Origin of the sequence: Cloacibacterium normanense, assembly GCF_003860565.1 — a bacterium.
Lineage (GTDB): Bacteria > Bacteroidota > Bacteroidia > Flavobacteriales > Weeksellaceae > Cloacibacterium > Cloacibacterium normanense.
In genome coordinates this window covers 874,821-891,917 of record NZ_CP034157.1, presented here as the reverse complement: position 1 = coordinate 891,917, position 17,097 = coordinate 874,821, and the positions used below count along the sequence as shown (strand labels likewise).

General features: G+C 33.8%; 11 protein-coding genes. All 11 read right to left on the bottom strand.

From position 1 onward, the window contains the following. Positions 1 to 171 precede the first annotated feature (171 nt). Positions 172 to 1,461, bottom strand: coding sequence for a threonine ammonia-lyase IlvA (gene ilvA / locus EB819_RS04090; protein ID WP_245993219.1), 1,290 nt, complete (start codon positions 1,459 to 1,461; stop codon positions 172 to 174). Next, on the bottom strand, positions 1,445 to 2,899 hold the full coding sequence (locus tag EB819_RS04085) for an ATP-binding cassette domain-containing protein (RefSeq protein WP_069798274.1): 1,455 nt from the start codon (positions 2,897 to 2,899) through the stop codon (positions 1,445 to 1,447). The genes ilvA and EB819_RS04085 overlap by 17 nt, the downstream gene beginning before the upstream one ends. A 92-nt stretch (positions 2,900 to 2,991) precedes the next feature. Next, positions 2,992 to 4,473, bottom strand: a complete 1,482-nt coding sequence (gene ilvC, locus EB819_RS04080) for a ketol-acid reductoisomerase (protein ID WP_069798272.1) — start codon at positions 4,471 to 4,473, stop codon at positions 2,992 to 2,994. Positions 4,474 to 4,596: 123 nt separating this feature from the next. Beyond that, a complete protein-coding gene (gene ilvN / locus EB819_RS04075) occupies positions 4,597 to 5,187 on the bottom strand; it encodes an acetolactate synthase small subunit (protein ID WP_069798270.1) in 591 nt (196 codons plus the stop codon). An 8-nt stretch (positions 5,188 to 5,195) separates the two neighbouring features. Further along, positions 5,196 to 6,938: a biosynthetic-type acetolactate synthase large subunit gene (gene ilvB, locus EB819_RS04070; protein ID WP_069798496.1), complete on the bottom strand. Its 1,743-nt coding sequence runs from the start codon at positions 6,936 to 6,938 to the stop codon at positions 5,196 to 5,198. A gap of 28 nt (positions 6,939 to 6,966) precedes the next feature. Continuing rightward, positions 6,967 to 8,652 carry a dihydroxy-acid dehydratase gene (gene ilvD / locus EB819_RS04065; RefSeq protein WP_069798268.1) on the bottom strand — a complete coding sequence of 562 codons (1,686 nt, stop codon included), beginning with the start codon at positions 8,650 to 8,652 and terminating at the stop codon, positions 6,967 to 6,969. Positions 8,653 to 9,136: 484 nt separating this feature from the next. Beyond that, a complete protein-coding gene (locus EB819_RS04060) occupies positions 9,137 to 10,459 on the bottom strand; it encodes an MFS transporter (RefSeq protein ID WP_069798266.1) in 1,323 nt (440 codons plus the stop codon). Between the two features lie 31 nt (positions 10,460 to 10,490). After that, positions 10,491 to 12,332 carry a glycoside hydrolase family 13 protein gene (locus EB819_RS04055; protein WP_069798264.1) on the bottom strand — a complete coding sequence of 614 codons (1,842 nt, stop codon included), beginning with the start codon at positions 12,330 to 12,332 and terminating at the stop codon, positions 10,491 to 10,493. 73 nt (positions 12,333 to 12,405) lie between these two features. Next, the gene (locus tag EB819_RS04050; protein WP_069798262.1) at positions 12,406 to 14,568 is read right to left on the bottom strand and encodes a glycoside hydrolase family 97 protein; all 2,163 of its coding nucleotides are present in this window, start codon (positions 14,566 to 14,568) and stop codon (positions 12,406 to 12,408) included. 125 nt (positions 14,569 to 14,693) lie between these two features. Beyond that, a complete protein-coding gene (locus EB819_RS04045) occupies positions 14,694 to 16,031 on the bottom strand; it encodes a SusE domain-containing protein (RefSeq protein WP_083250156.1) in 1,338 nt (445 codons plus the stop codon). Positions 16,032 to 16,044: 13 nt separating this feature from the next. Further along, positions 16,045 to 17,058, bottom strand: a complete 1,014-nt coding sequence (locus EB819_RS04040) for a SusE domain-containing protein (protein WP_158005953.1) — start codon at positions 17,056 to 17,058, stop codon at positions 16,045 to 16,047. Positions 17,059 to 17,097: the final 39 nt, after the last annotated feature.

Genomic DNA, 17,097 nt, shown 5'->3' with positions numbered 1-17,097 from the left:
TGTGGTAAGAATCTGATTACATTGATGTAAGGTAAGAAAGGAAGTCAGAAGTTAGAAGATGGAAGTTGGAAGTTCGAAATCAAACAAATTCAAACGATATCAAACAATATCAAACCATTTCAAATAGCTAAAAAAATCCTTTCAGAAATTCTAAAAGGATTTGGATTTAATTTATACTAATATATTGAGAATATTAGGCGAATCATTCAAATACGTATCGAAATAACCACGTTCTTTCATTCTTTGGATTAATCCTTCAAAATCTGAAGCATCTGCTAGTTCGATACCAACGGTTGCTAAAGCGGTTTCTCTGGAATTTTTTTTGGTATATTCAAAAAAAGCAATGTCATCATTTTCACCTAAAACATCCAAAACAAATTCTTTAAGAGAACCTGGTCTTTGCGGAAATTTAACCAAGAAATAATGCTTCACGCCTTTGTAAAGCAAAGCTCTTTCTTTAATTTCTTCCATTCTGGTAATGTCATTATTACTTCCACTAACGATGCAAACCACATTTTTACCTTTGATCATTTCTTGATATTGCTCTAAAGCCGAAATAGACAAAGCACCAGCTGGTTCTAGCACAATTGCATCTTTGTTGTACATTTCTAGAATGGTTTCGCAGATTTTTCCTTCATCTACACTAATGCAATCGCTGATGTAATCTTTACAAATTTCAAAGGTTAAATCTCCTACTTTTTGTACCGCAGCTCCATCTACAAATTTATCGATTTTCGGTAATTCTACGTTGTAACCTGCATCAATAGACGCTCTCATAGAAGCAGCACCTTTTGGTTCTACGCCAATAATTTTAGTATCAGGAGAAAGCACCGAAAACACCGTAACAATACCTGCCAACAAACCACCACCACCAATTGGAACAAAAATATAATCAATCTTTTCGTTGGTTTGTTCTAAAATTTCCATTGCTAAAGTAGCTTGCCCTTCAATAATCTGAGGATCATCAAAAGGATGAATAAATGCAGCTCCATTTTTTTCGCTATAATCAATTGCGGCATTTTTAGAAGCATCAAAAGTATCTCCTACCAATTTAATTTTCACAAAATCACCACCAAACATTTCTACTTGTTCTAATTTTTGTTTTGGAGTGGTAATTGGCATAAAAATCACGCCATTTATTTTAAGCTCATTACAAGCAAATGCTACACCTTGAGCGTGATTTCCTGCACTTGCGCAAACTACTCCGCCATTGGTTTTCCCTTGTTCGAAAAGGCTTTTAATTTTATGATAAGCTCCTCTTAATTTATACGAACGAACAGGTTGCAGATCTTCTCTTTTCAAAGAAATATTGGCATCAAAAACTTTAGACAATCGGAAACTCTCTTGTAACGGAGTTAATTTCGCGGCTGTGGAAATTTTTTCTCTTGCTGTGTTTATAGAATCTATCGTTAAATAAGGTGTTTGTTCTTTCATCATAATTCTTTCATTGAAATTTTTCATTTTTAATTTCTCCTTTTTCTAAAATTAATTTATGGGAGAGACTTTCGGGAAGTTGGCTCTCAAAATGTCCTACATAAATCAACGTGTGTCCACTTTTGCATAAATCATCTACTACTCTATTGAAATATTTGGTTTGCTGAACATCTAAACCTTGACAAGGTTCGTCTAAAATCAATAATTCTGGATTTTTAACGATGGTTCTTGCCAAAAGTGCCAATCTTTGTTTCCCTAGAGAAAGTGTATTTAATTTTTTATTTTTATCATCTTTTAAATCAAAAAAATGAAGAATTTGTTCTAATTTTTGTTGTTGCTCGAAACTCAATTTTTGATACAAACTCATTGAATCAAAAAAACCTGAAGCGATGGTTTGTGCTACATTCGCATTCAAATCAAAATACCAATGTAATTCTGGAGAAATAATTCCTATTTTTTCTTTGATGTCCCAAATACTTTCGCCAGAACCTCTTTTTTTGCCAAAAAGATAGATTTCATTAGCATAAGCTTGAGGATGATCTCCGTTTAACAAACTGAGCAAAGTCGATTTTCCAGAACCATTTGGTCCTTGCAACAGCCATCTTTCACCTTCGTTAAGTTGCCAATTGATGTTTTTCAACACTTTTTTTTCTCCATAAGAAACATTTACATTTTCTAATTTTACCATTTCCCTCGCATTGGTTTTTGGTGGTTTTTGAAGAAAATAAGGCAATTCTTTAGTAATTCTTTCTTCGCCTTTGGTAATTTCTGAATGATGAGTGAGTTCTAAAAAACTTCCATTTTTAATTTCTGCAAAACGGTTGATACAACTTGGGACTTCATCATCATTGTTAATCAAGAGAAGCGTAATTCCTTCTTGAGTTAAATTTTCAAAAATTTGGTTTAAGTTTTTTCTTGATTTCACATCTAAACCTGTGTAAGGCCGATCTATAATCAAAATTTGAGGTTTCAACCAAAAAGCTTTTACCAACTGTAGTTTTTTGTGCTCACCACTCGAAAGTTCAATCAACTGCTGTTCTTTGAAATTCTGAAAATCAAAAATTTCTAAATATTTTTCTACATTTTTAAAATCAAGTTGCTCTTTTTGAGCAAAATGATTGAGTTCTGCAAAAACCGTGAGTGTGTCGTTTTTTGCAAATTTGTTGTAACGTTGCTGATAATAAAAATTTCTATCGCCTTCTAAATTGGTGAATTGATACCAATTAGCAACGTAAACAACTTTTTGTTTTAATTCTGAATTTTCATCAAAATTGATTTTAATGTTTCCTTCAAAATTTTTAATTTCTCCGGATATTATTTTGGCTATAGTCGTTTTACCTGTTCCACTTGGCCCGCCAATTTGCCAATTTTCGCCTTTATTTATTTTCCAATTTAAATTTTTCAATACGATATTGCTACCGTATTGAAAATTTAAGTTTTGGATTTCTAAAATTGTGGTTGACATTCAATTTTAAGTTTTGACTCCTCTTCGACTTCGCTCAGAGTGACAATATTTTTATTTTTGAAACGAGTTAAATCCCGTTCCAATTGATAGTTTTAAACCGTTTTAATAGATTTCATAGCCGTCATTGCTTTACGCAATTTTTTACCTACTACTTCTACAGGGTGATTTCTAAGGATTTCGTTTACCTCAACCAAAGTAACATTATCTACAGAACCGTCTTTTCCTTCGTTGAAGTTTTTACCTACTAAATCTGTTTCCACAGTTTTCATAAAATCTCCCAACAAAGGTTTACAAGCTTGATCGAACAAATAACAACCATATTCTGCCGTATCAGAAATTACTCTATTCATTTCGAATAATTTTTTACGAGCAATCGTATTAGCAATAAGAGGCGTTTCGTGAAGAGATTCATAATAAGCAGATTCTGGTTTTATGCCTGCATCTACCATTGTCTCGAAAGCCAATTCTACACCTGCTCTTACGAAAGCCACCATCAATGTATAATTGTCGAAATATTCTTGTTCTGCAATTTTCACATCACCAGCTGGAGTTTTTTCGAAAGCTGTTTCGCCAGTTTCGGCTCTCCATTTTAAAAGGTTTGCATCTCCGTTAGCCCAATCTTCCATCATTGTTTTAGAAAATTCTCCAGACATAATATCGTCTTGATGTTTTTGGAACAATGGACGCATAATGTCTTTTAATTCTTCAGAAACTTCAAAAGCTTTTAGTTTTGCTGGATTGCTCAATCTATCGAACATTCCGCTTACACCGCCGTGTTTAAGAGCTTCTGTAATTACCTCAACACCATATTGAACCAATTTAGAAGCGTAACCAGCATCAATTCCTTTTTCTACCATTTTATCAAAAGAAAGAATAGAACCAGTTTGCAATAATCCGCAAAGAATGGTTTGTTCTCCCATTAAATCTGATTTTACTTCTGCAACGAAAGAAGATTTAAGAACTCCAGCTTTATGACCGCCAGTTCCTGCGCAATATGCTTTAGCTTCTGCCCAACCTTTTCCTTGAGGATCATTTTCTGGGTGAACTGCAATTAAAGTAGGAACACCAAAACCTCTTACATATTCTGCTCTAACCTCAGAACCAGGAGATTTAGGAGCTACCATAATTACGGTTAAATCTTTACGAATTTGCATTCCTTCTTCTACAATATTGAAACCGTGAGAATATGACAAAGTTGCGCCTTGTTTCATTAAAGGTTGTACAGCATTGATAACCGCAGTATGTTGTTTATCTGGTGTTAAATTAATCACCAAATCGGCAGTTGGAATGAGTTCTTCATACGTTCCTACGTTAAAATTATTATCGGTAGCATTTTTCCAAGAGCTTCTTTTTTCTTCAATGGCTTCTTTTCTTAGCGCATAAGAAACGTCTAAACCGCTGTCTCTAAGGTTAAGTCCTTGGTTAAGACCTTGCGCGCCACAACCTACAATTACGATTTTTTTACCTTTAAGCGCTTCTACACCGTCAGAAAATTCTGAACCATCTAGAAATTCTGCTTGTCCTAATTGTAATAATTGTTCACGAAGTGAAAGTGTATTGAAATAATTTCCCATTTTTTAATTTGTTTAAAACTTTTATTTTAGTTTGAGTTTGTTTGAGTTTGTTTGAATTGTTTGATTTAGTTTGAAATTGTTTGATTAAAATTCAAATCTGAAATCGTAAATCTGAAATCTAATTTACATTGTAAAAACATCGTCTCTTTGGTCTAGATATTCGTTTTCTACAATAGCTCTAGAAGGTTCTCTATTATCAAATTCTAATAATTTTTCGTGGAAACCTGCACTTTTTTTAATGATGGCAATTCTAGCTCCACGTACAAATTCTATCAATCCGTACTTATTGAGTTCTTCAGTCAATCTATCGATTTCTTCACGATGTCCTGCTGTTTCAAAAACAATATAATCTTCACGAATTACTACGGTAGAAGCACCGTACTGACGAAGTAATCTCTCTACATAAACCTTTTCTGCTACTACGCTAGTTGGTACTTTATAAAGAGCTTGTTCTTGCCAAACAATTTCGTCATCTGTATTAAAATATGCCTTCAAAACATCGATTTGTTTTTCTAACTGACGACAAATTTTCATTACTACCTCTTCAGTTTCGTGGATGACTAAAGTAAAACGGTGAATTCCTTCTGCTTCAGACGGCGAAGTATTCAAACTTTCGATATTAATTTTTCTTCTTGAAAAAATCCCAGAAATTCTTCCGATTAAACCAATAGAATTTTCTGTATATAATGTGATGGTGAATTCTTTTCTTTCCATTTTGATAATTATTTTAAACGAATTTCAGAAACTGATGAACCTTGTGCTACCATTGGGAAAACATTGTTTTCTTTACCTACCATAACTTCTAGCAGATAAGCTCCATCGTGATTTAACATTGCTTCTAGAGCAGATTTTAAATTTTTTCTTTCAGAAATTTTTTGTCCGTCTATGTAATATGCTTTTGCTAAAGCCACAAAATCTGGACTGGTAATATTTACAAAAGAATATCTCTTATCGTGGAATAATTGTTGCCATTGTCTTACCATTCCTAAAAATTCATTGTTAAGAATTAAAATTTTAACCTTAGCACCAAATTGCATAATGGTTCCTAATTCTTGTAAAGTCATTTGGAAACCGCCGTCACCAATAATAGCAACTACCGTTTTTTCTGGCGCTCCGTACCAAGCTCCGATTGCAGCAGGAAGTCCGAATCCCATTGTTCCTAATCCTCCAGAAGTTACGCTAGACTTAGAATTATTGTACTTAGCATATCTACAAGCTACCATTTGGTGTTGTCCTACATCAGTAGTGATAATGGCATCTCCGTTGGTAAGCTCATTCAAAGTTTTAATAACTTCTCCCATCGTCATTATATCTCCCGTTGGATTTAATTCGTCTTGAATAACTTCTCTAATTTCTTCTTTTTCTAATTCTCGGAATTTGTTTAACCAATCACTATGATCTGCTTCTTTCACCAATTCTGTAAGCATAGGAATTGTTTTTTTACAATTTCCCCAAACAGGAACGGTAGTTTTCACATTTTTATCAATTTCCGCAGGGTCTATATCTAAGTGAATAACTTTAGCTTGTTTAGCATATTTATCTAATCTACCTGTAACACGATCATCAAAACGCATTCCGATGGCAATGAGAACATCACATTCATTAGTCATTACATTTGGAGCGTAATTCCCGTGCATTCCTAGCATACCAACGTGCAATTTATGATCAGTTGGCAATGCGCTTAATCCCATTACAGTTGCAGCAGCAGGAACATTAATTTTTTCAATAAATTTTTTGAATTCTTCTTCTGCTTGTCCTAAAATCACCCCTTGCCCGAAAAGAACAAAAGGTTTTTTAGCATTATTAATTAATTCGGCAGCTTGCTCTACAAATTCTTTTCTTATTTCTGGTTCTGGCCTGTAACTTCTTACGTGACTGCATTTTTTGTATCCTAAATATTCAAACAATTGCAATTGAGCATTTTTGGTAATATCTACTAAAACTGGACCAGGACGACCAGTGCTTGCAATATGAAAAGCTTTTGCTATAGCTTCAGGAATTTCGGAAGCATCAGTAACCTGATAATTCCATTTGGTAACTGGTGTGGTAATATTAATCACATCTGTTTCTTGGAAAGCATCTGTTCCTAAAAGCGAAGCGTAAACCTGTCCTGTGATACAAACAATTGGGTTACTATCAATCATTGCATCTGCCAAACCTGTGACTAAATTGGTAGCACCAGGTCCGCTGGTTGCAAAAACAACACCCGTTTTACCAGAACTTCTGGCATACCCTTGAGCTGCGTGTATAGCACCTTGTTCGTGACGAACCAAAATATGTTTCAGTCTGTCATTATAATCATACAATGCATCATAAATTGGCATAATTGCGCCTCCTGGATAACCGAAAATAGTATCTACTCCTTCGGAAATCATTGCATCTAAAACCGCTTGAGAACCAGAAATTTCAACTGGAGTTTTCTGCTCATCAGGTTCTTTGTTTCCTTTTAATTCCAGTGTGTTCATTTTATTTTTTTTGAAATTTTTATTAAATTTATAAATCAGTAACGCAACCTTCTGAAGCATCTGCCACAGATTTTGCATATTTGTATAAAACCCCGAATTTTACTTTGTAATCTGGTTGTACGAAAGCCGCTTTTCTCGCTGCAATTTCTTCTTCAGAAACCAATAAATTGATGGTGTTTTTTTCTGCATCAATTTCTATTTCGTCTCCATCTTTCACCAAACCAATCAATCCGCCTAAAAAAGCTTCTGGAGTAATATGCCCCACAACGAAACCGTGAGTTCCACCAGAGAATCTACCATCGGTAATGAGTGCTACTTCTTTACCTAAACCAGTTCCCATTAAAGCAGAAGTTGGCTTCAACATTTCTGGCATTCCGGGAGCACCTTTTGGCCCTTCATTTTTGATAACGACTACATTTCCTGCTTTTATTTTTTTGTCTTCAATTCCTTTGATGAATTGTTTTTCTCCGTCAAAAACCACCGCAGTTCCTTTGAAATAATCACCCTCTTTTCCTGTAATTTTTGCAACACATCCTCTTTCTGCCAAATTTCCGTACATAATTCTGATGTGCCCTGTTTCTTTAATCGGGTTTTTAATATCTCTGATGATGTCTTGATCTCTTTCTATAATTGAAGTGACTAATGCTAAATTTTCTGCTATCGTTTTACCAGTAACCGTCATACAATCACCGTGAAGCAAACCTAAATCTAATAGATATTTCATTACCGCAGGAACTCCGCCAACTTTGTGTAAATCTGGCATCAGATATTTACCACTTGGTTTAAGATCTGCTAAAAATGGCGTTTCGTCACTCATTTTCTGGAAATCATCAATCGTTAATTTCACACCAATACTTTTAGCAATCGCTAAAAAGTGAAGAACAGCGTTGGTACTTCCACCCAAAACAATAATTATTCTCAAAGCATTTTCGAATGCTTTTTGCGTCATTATATCAGATGGTTTGATGTCTTTTTCTAACAAAATTTTTATATAATGTCCTGCGTAAAAACATTCGTCTTTCTTTTCTTGACTTAACGCAGGATAAGATGAAGAGTAAGGCAAGCTCATTCCTAAAGCTTCGATTGCAGATGCCATTGTATTGGCTGTGTACATTCCACCACAAGCTCCTGCACTTGGACAAGAATGTTTAATGATTCCTTTATAATCTTCGTCTGAAAGTTTACCTGCTAATTTATTTCCTAATGCTTCAAAAGCAGAAACAATGTTTAAATCTTCTCCTTTATAATGTCCAGCTTCTATACTTCCTCCATAAACCATAATAGAAGGTCGATTAAGACGCGCCATTGCAATAAGAGAACCAGGCATATTTTTGTCACAACCAGGAACGGTAATTACGCCGTCGTAATATTGTCCTGCGCAAACTGCCTCTATAGAATCTGCGATAATATCTCTACTTACCAAAGAATAACGCATTCCGTCTGTTCCGTTGGTCATTCCATCACTAATTCCGATGGTGTGGAACATTAAGCCTACTAAATTTTCTTTTTTCACACCATCTTTTACGATTTCTGCTAAATCATTGAGGTGCATATTGCAGGTATTTCCGTCGTAGCCCATACTTGCAATACCAACTTGTGCTTTGCTAAAATCTTCTTCGGTAAAGCCAATTCCGTAGTATTGAGCTTGAGTAGCGGGTTGCGTAGGATCTTGTGTGAGTGTTTTTGAATATTTATTTAATTCTGTGTTAGACATTTTTAATTTTGTTTGGGTAATTTTAGTTAATTATTATTGATAATTTTTTTAATTTTCTTCAAAACTTTATTTTGTTTTTAGAATTTTTAAACTTTATACACTTCCATCATACTTTTTCATTGATTCTCAATTTTTTTTATCTGACATAAAAAAACCATCCTTTTTTGGAGGATGGCTTCAAATTTTTTCTATAATTATTTCATAAAATTCAACATACCATCTCTCACTACTGTAATCCAATAATGACAATAATAAGAGTGATAATAATATTGAAGTAATTTTTCATATCAATTTTAATGAGACAAATTTATACACTTTTTTTTAACTATACAACCTTTTTTAAATTTTATTATACATTTAATAAAATTACAATTTTAAAGGTATTAAATTCACTATATTTTTGTTAAAAATCACAAAAATAGATAAATTTAAACAAAAAATCCGCCAAAAATTGACGGATTATGAAGTGAATATTTTGAGAAGATTATTCTTTAATGACTAAAAGTGCTGCAATCCCTGCAACTGCCATAGAAACTCCTGCTAAAGCAACCATGTTAATAGCTGTTCCGCCTAAAGCAGAAAGTAAAACTCCACCTAATAAACCAGCAGCAATTTGTGGAATAGTAATGGTGGCATTAAAAATTCCCATGTAAACTCCTGTTTGTTTTGCTGGAAGTTTAGAAGATAAAATGGCATAAGGCAATGCTAAAATAGCTGCCCAAGCTATACCTACTCCAATCATTGGTAAGAATAATAGGTTTTTGTCTTTAATAAACAGCATGGATAATAAACCAAGTCCGCCTAAAATAAGAGAAACAACATAAACATTTCTTCTTCCGTATTTATCGGCTAATGGAGTAATCACTAAAGAGAATAAAGCAGCAAAAACACTATAAGCGGCAAAGATTACACCGGTCCAGTTTCCTGCTTCGTTAAAAGCATTAGAGGTAGCATCTGTAGTTCCCCAAATATTTTGAGCAATTCCTTGTGTAGTGTAAACCCACATTAAAAACAATGCAAACCAAGAAAAAAACTGTGTAACAGCCAATTGTTTCATGGCGTTTGGTACATTTTTAATCAAAGTAAAGAAACTTACTTTTTCTGGATTTTCGTTTTCTTTTTCTTCTAAATTATTGTATTTCGCATATTCTTCTGGCGGATATTCTTTCGTTCTAAAAGAAGTCCATAAAACCGAAGCCAATAAAACTGCTCCACCAATATAGAAAGACCAAATTACAGTAGGTGCAACTTTTTGACCAGCTTCTGGTTCGTTTGCAATTCCCCACCATGTTAATAAAAATGGTAAAAGTGAACCGAAAACCGCTCCTACATTAATTAAAAAACTTTGGATAGAATATCCTTTATTTCTTTGAGATTCGTCTACCATATCACTTACCAAAGCGCGGAATGGTTGCATGGTAACATTAAAAGAAACGTCCATGAAAAGTAGCATCATCGCTCCGAAGAAAACGGCAGGAAATAATTGTGCAAAATGTTCAGAATTTGGCATAAAAAACATTGCCAACGCAGAAACAATTGCTCCACCTAAAATAAATGGAATTCTACGACCTAATCTCGTCCAAGTTTTATCACTAGAAAGACCTACAATAGGTTGTACAAAAAGTCCTGCAAGAGGAGCTGCCAACCAAAAATAGCTTAAATGATGTACATCTGCACCGATTGCCGAAAGAATTCTACTGGTATTCGCATTCTGAAGAGAATAACCAATTTGCACTCCCAAAAAACCAAAACTTATGTTCCAGATTTGCCAGAAAGACAAGAGTGGTTTTTTCTGTGTATTACTCATATAATATAGTTTTTATTTATTTTTAACGAATTTACTTATTTATTTCTAAAATCAATGAAGATTTTGCAGGAATAGTTAACAAATTTTTAATTTGAACCGTAGCATCTTTCATTACGTCTTTTGCTGTAAAACTAGAAGGAACCATTTCTTGGAATCTATTCATTTCGATGATTTGTTCTTTATCACTGCTGTTGATGACTACCATTACTTTTTCCTCATCATTATAACGGAAATAAACGTAAACATTTCTCTCTGGCGAAAAGTTTTTGGTTTTTCCATTGTGGATAACATCTTTAGACTTTCTCCAGTTTAATAATTTTTGGGTATAATCAAAAAACTCATTTTGCTCTGGTGTTCTAGAAACAAAAGCATTTTGAGCATCACCTTTCCAACCTCCTGGGAAATCTCTTCTGATGTCTGCATCTCCTTTGTTTTTATCTCCACGCATTCCTATTTCTGAACCATAATATAACTGTGGAATTCCTCTAATGGTAGAAACAATTGTTAAAGCCAATTTATAATAAGCAGGATTTCCGTTGAACATTTCATTGATTCTAGGAGTATCATGATTTTCGAAGAAAACCATCATGTTTTTAGGATTTGGGAATAAGAAATCACTGGCAAAAGAATTGTAAAGTCTAATCATTCCTTTGTCCCAATTTTCCTCTTCCTGTAAAGCTTTTGGAAGGTTTTCATACAACATAAAATCCATTACCGATGGCAAATTAGAATTGTAATTCTCTATTTCGCCAACTTTAGAATCTTTTTGCCAGAAAGCAATTTGAGCTGGGTCATACATCCAAGTTTCGCCTACAATATTGAAGTTAGGATATTCATCTGTAATCGCTTTACACCATTTTGCCATTCCATCTTTGTCGTTATAAGGATAAGTATCTACTCTATAACCGTCTAACTGCGCATATTCTATCCACCAAATTGCATTTTGAATTAAATATTTTAAAACCAATGGATTACTTTGGTTAAGATCAGGCATTGTGGTATCAAACCAACCATCTAAAGCGACTTTTTTATCGACATCTGCAGCATAAGGATTCATTTGAGAATTGGTTCTGTAGTTAGAACGTTTGAAACCATTCTTCCCATCTTCAAACCAGTGAATCCAATCTTTAGTAGGCAAATCCTGAATCAACCAATGCGAAACTCCCCAGTGATTGGTTACGTAATCTTTCACTAATTTCATGTCTCTTTTTTTGAGTTCAGTAGAAAGTTCACGGTATTCTTCATTGGTTCCGTATCTCGCATCTATTTTGTACAAATCAGTCTGTGCATAACCATGATACGTATACGCTTTTTCATTGTCTTCGCAAACTGGAGTAAGCCAAAGTGTAGTCACTCCAAGATTTTTAAGATAATCTAGATTATTGATAATTCCTCTTAAATCACCACCATGTCTTCCTCCTTCACTTTTTCTATTTGCTTTTTCGATGAGAGACTTGCTAGAATCATTTTTTTCATCGCCATTGGCAAAACGATCTGGCATAATTAGGTAGAAAACATCTTTAGAAGTATAAGATTCACGTGCAGATGAATTTGGCGTTCTCTCCTTCAATTCATACTGATATGTACTGATGGTTTTCTTACCGTTTTTAAGGAAAATTTTGAATTTAGGCGTGTTAATTTCATTAGTATTAATGGTGATAAACACATAATTAGGATTTTCTACCTTCGTTAAATCCTTAATCTGAATTCCATCTGAAAGTTCTATGTTTTGTTGGGCAATATTTTTGCCATATAACAAAATCTGAAGTTCAGGATTCTTCATTCCTTTCCACCAAAAAGCAGGTTCTACTCTTTGGAATTGAGCAAAGGAAAATGTTGTGATGAACAGAAATAAAAATGTTAGTTTTTTCATTTTTGATAAGTTTTGGCTAAAGCCAATTATATTTTTTTATTATTAGACGGGCTAAAGCCCGTCTCTATTGATTCTATTTAATAGGCTTTAAAGAAATAGCATAACCACCGCTTCTTGCAAGGTGAACCTTAATTTTAGAACCATTGGTTACTACTTTTTTGTAAATGTTATAAGCCTGCGGATTTTTTACGTAATCAGCATCTTTACCATCTTCGTAAATAGTAGCTTCGTATTTTTTTCCTTTTTCTAAGAAAGAAAAATCTACAGTGAAATCTCTAGCATTTTCGTCTGTAACACCTCCTACAAACCAATTTTCTGAACCTTTCGCTTTTCTTGCGGTGTGAATATAATCACCAGGTTCTGCTGATAAAATTTTGGTATCATCCCAATCTACCGCTACATCTTTAATGAACTGAAAAGCATCTAAATGTCTCTCGTAGTTTTCAGGTAAATCACAAGCCATCTGAAGTGGAGAATACATCACCACATATAATCCTAATTGTTTAGCTAAAGTAGTATTGGCAAAATTTTTACTGTTAGCATCATAATAATTGTATTGTGTTTGGAAAATTCCTGGAGTGTAATCCATTGGTCCACCCATAAATCTTGTAAATGGCAAAATGGTAGTATGGTCTGGATTGTTTCCTCCCATCGCTTCGAATTCTGTTCCACGAGCAGCTTCTGCAGCAATCCAGTTCGGATAAGTTCTGCTTAAACCACTAGGACGAACACTTTCGTGAGAATTAACCATGATTTTATATTCTGCAGCTTTGTCTACTACTCTTTGATAATGGTTAATCATCCACTGAGAATAGTGATGTTCTCCTCTAGGAATAATATTTCCTACGTAACCGGTTTTCACCGCATCATAACCATGTTCTTTCATCAATTTAAAAGCTGGGTCAAGCCATCTTTCGTAATTGGTTGCTGAAGCAGAAGTTTCATGATGCATGATGAGTTTTACATTTTTAGAATGAGCATATTCATTCAGCATTTTAATATCAAAATCTGGATATGGTGTAATAAAATCAAAAACAAATTCTTTAGATTTTCCGAACCAATCTTCCCAACCTTCGTTCCAACCCTCTACCAAAACAGCATCAAAGCCATGTTTAGAAGCGAAATCGATGTATTTTTTAACATTGTCATTATTCGCAGCGTGTGTTCCGTTTGGTTTCGTTTTAGAATAATCTGTAACGCCAAGATGTACATTATCGATATTGGTATAATTCCAAGTTCCACGGTTTGGAACGAACATTTGCCACCAAACTCCAATATATTTCACAGGATGAATCCAAGAAGTATCCGTGTATTTCGTTGGCTCATTTAAGTTAAAAATCATTTTAGAATCTAGTACTTCTTCTGCTTTTTCTGAAACGATTACGGTTCTCCATGGTGTTACTGCAGGTGTTTGCATATAACCTTTAGCACCTTGAGCATCTGGAGTAAGATGGGTTTTGAAGTCAAAATTTTCTGAATCTACTTCAAGATGAGAAGCGGGATAATTGATTACAGCAGCTTCTGCAAGGTTTATATACAGTGGTTTTTCTTTACCAGAAACCTCTTTTTTCAACATAAGAGGCGATTGAACTGCATTTTTAACCAAAGTTTGAGAGGCGTTACTATCAAAACTGCTTTCCCATTTTGTAGAAATCTGAGAAACCAAACTGGTTGTAGGTCTATATTCCTGAGTATCATAATCTGCAGGAACCCACCAAGATTTTAAATCATAAGGAAAATTAAATTCGGTATCTTCTTCTTTTACAACGAAATAATTAAGATTTTTCTGTTGAGGGAACTCATATCTGAAACCTAGTCCATCATTAAAAAGTCTGAATTTAACGATGATTTTTCGGTCTTCATTGGGTTGATTCAATGTAACCGAAAGTTCGTTGTAATGATTGGTGTAATATTTTTTTTCTCCAAGAACAGGAGCCCAATTTTCGTTTTTAGAATCTCTGTTTTCTGCAATTTTTTCGAAGTCAGAATTGAGATTTTTACCATCTGGAAGTTTATTGACATTGTCAAAAGCGATGGTATTATCTTTAATCAATCGAAGACCTAGTTTAGAATCTTCTATGACTGTTTTTCCTTTATAATTCAGATGATAATAAGGGACTCCATTTTTCAGTTGGAAATTCATTTCGAAATTTCCGTCTGGAGATTTTAGAGACTGTGCGTTGATACCTGCTACAGAAAGTAAAGCCAGAAGCGCACTTGTTTTAATCAATTTCATACTTTAAATATTTGTATTATAATTATTTAGGAATTTTTCAATAAAAAATAAAAAAACATTAAATATAAAAAAACTGCTGCTATAAAGCAACAGTTTTTATGATAAAATTGTATGATATATTACACCTAATTTATAGTATAAACCATATTGAATGGATCAAATGTAATGGTATAAGTTCCAGCTGAAGTAATGTTTAAGTTAGAACCACCTGCATTAAGTGTTCCATCTGCACCATCATCACCGTAATTTTCTCCCCAATCGCTGTTCACTCTAAATTTGAATTCACCAGCAGGTAAAGTAACTACTATTTTGAATTTAAGGATAGAATCATCCCATTCCATTTGTGCATCTGGACTACTTCCCCAACTGTTGAAACCACCAACAAGGCCTACTGAATAAGGTACCATTGAGTGTGTTAAACTATTAGTATCAACAGTTACTTTATAATAACCTGCACTAGGAGAAAGTAAATTAGATCCGTTTAGTTCTAAGGTACCATCTGCACCATTATCTCCCCAGTTAACATCCCAATTTCTGTTTTGAGTATATTTAAACTCCGTTCCAGCAGCAGGGAAATTAATAAATCCGAAATACGTACCATTACTTGTAGCAGAAACTAGCGTGTTTGCAGTCTCAGGATTCCAACCTTGATAGCCTCCAGGCGCATAAATAAATGATGAAAGTTGATATGGAGTTGCTTTGAAAGTTACAATTGCAGAAGATTTTATAATCTCTGGATCTACTAATTTCGTAATTGCAGATACTCTGATATCAAAATTACCTTGTACACCAATTGTACCACCAACACTTAGAAGAAGTTTATCTAAATCAAAATTGGTTACATTAATAAGTTTAAGATTATTAACAGTGCCTAATTCTTTAAATTTATTAGCTCCTGATAATGAAACCTCTACAAGATATTTTACATCAATTCCGTAAGAATAATCGTTCCAAGTAATGGTTTTTGCAATACCTGTTGGATTGTTTGCATCCAAAGTAATTACACTACCTGCCGTAGGTGCTGTAATTACAGGTACTTCTACAGGATAAGGTTGCACATCAAAAGCAATAGGAAGAGAAACATTAGAACCTGCTTCTATTCTAAAATAGACTTTTTTAATTGAATATGGTGAATATCCAGCTTGCAATAAAGCTGTATTAAGAGCACCTATTGTAGTAGTAAAAGTATTTTTATTTGATGTACCTAACTTTACTTTAATTGTAAAATCACTTGAATTAGAAAACACAATATCATAAGATGATGCCGCGTTTAAATTATCCCAAGTAAGTCTGAATGGATTATTCTCCATTGTTGAATATAATACATTGCTTCCTAAACTCGTATCATATAATTTAAAAGAAGGCTCTGCTTTTGTCCAGTCTCTATAATCCTCGTTGTTACAAGAATGAAGAACAAACGGCAATAATAGAACCAATGATAAAAATTTTATTATATTTTTCATAATTATTGTTGAATTATTGTTGAACAATGGTATAAACTCCAGCTTTAATATCTACTGTAATTTTATACGTGTTTCCACCACCATCAAATTTGATTTCTCCATTATCACCTTTAGGACCTAAGAAACCTGAATTTCCTGAACCAGAAATATTACCCCATTCTAATTCTTTCCAATCTTTTTGACCTAGAACTTTAAAAGCAGCTCCATTATCTAATTTCATTGTGTATTCAAATTTTCCAGATGAAACTTTAGTCATAGCAATAGCGTTTGCTGCATCCCATCCATTAATTGTACCAACAAGATAAACTTCAGGAAAATCATATCCTAAAACAGGAGATGCGGTAATATTTAAAGACTGAATATTTTTAGTTGCATCAATCACTATTTTATAAATGCCTGTATCGCCTGTAAATTTCATGTTTTCATCACCTTCTTGAAGCAAGTTACCAGAAAGCTGTTTGAAATATCTATAATTTGCTCTAGTACCTTCTTTATCAACACTATAATTAATAGGATTCCAACTTTGTTGACCTAAAAATCTGAAGGGTTGATTATTTTCTAAGTATGTATAGATATAAGATAAGTTATCTTTTTTATGAAGAATCTGAGCATTCTCAGCGGTCCAACCAACATAAGTAGCACCACCTACAAGATAAAAATCAGGATATTTTAATACATATGGTGTAATCATTAAACTGGTAACATTAGATTTAGTTACTAAATTTTCACTTACTGTACCTAAGTAAGAAGAAACTCTAATGTACATTTTAGCAGAGACATTAGGCTCTAAATTAATTCCTTGAGCAGCCTGATTCATTTGTTCTACTGAAAAAGTAGTTGCTCTAACAGAACCTGCAACTGTACCTAATGTATAAGGAGTAGTGAACGCCTCATCTTTAGACACTTCTATTTTATATTTTATTTCAGTAGGAACTGTATAGGTTGCAACATCCCAACTTAAAGTTAAACCAGGGTTGCTTGGAAAATTTTCATCCAACACCAATTTTTCAGCAGATATATCTAGCATTATTGGCGCTGATTGATTATCCACGGTAATTAACTCTCT